The organism is Staphylococcus sp. HMSC059F04 (assembly GCF_001812565.1).
Taxonomy (GTDB): domain Bacteria; phylum Bacillota; class Bacilli; order Staphylococcales; family Staphylococcaceae; genus Staphylococcus; species Staphylococcus lugdunensis.
In genome coordinates, this window is the sequence record NZ_KV809479.1 from 150,251 (window position 1) to 151,009 (window position 759).

At 38.9% G+C, this 759-nt stretch carries 1 pseudogene; it reads right to left on the reverse strand.

Annotated features, from left to right (window positions below):
* Positions 1-759, reverse strand: a pseudogene (locus HMPREF2864_RS09680) (hypothetical protein); the annotation flags it as partial.

The window sequence follows — 759 nt, forward strand, 5'->3', positions numbered from 1 at the left end:
TAATTGATTTAATACCAATTGATGTGCCGTCTTGGCCTTTTGGCACGGTTACATTTTTACCATCACTGAAGTGGATGATTGTGTTACCAGCTGCATCTGTTTCTGTGCGGGTAATTGTGATTGATGCACCATTTTGGCCATTGTCACCTTTATCACCTTTCGCACCTTTTGGTATCACAACTGTTGTGTTATCTGAGAACACAAGTTTACGATCTCCGTTTGGTTCTTCTGTATTACTTGTGATTGTAATTGAATGACCATCGGCACCTTTAATACCTGCGTCACCTTTGTCGCCTTTTGGTATTGTAATAGTTTTGCCATCTGAGAAGGTTACAACAGTGTCGCCATTTGGTTGTTTAGTGACATTTTGTATTGTCACTGATGTTCCGTTTTGACCTTTTGGTACAGTTACATTTTTACCATCACTAAAGTGGATGACTGTGTTGCCATTTCCATCTGTTTCTGTGCGAGTAATTGTAATTGATGTACCATCATGTCCGTTATCTCCACGGTCACCTTTTTCGCCTTTTGGTATTGTCAATGTTTTACCATCTGTAAAGGTTACAACTTTATCACCAGTACTTGACGTTGTAATTGTTGCAATACCTACTGATGTGCCATTTTGACCTTTTGGTATTGTGATTACTTTGCCATCTGTAAAATGAACAACTGTGTTACCTGATCCATCTACTTCTGTTCTTGAAATGCCAATAGATGTACCATTTTCACCTTTATCACCTTTCGCACCTTTTGGTATCA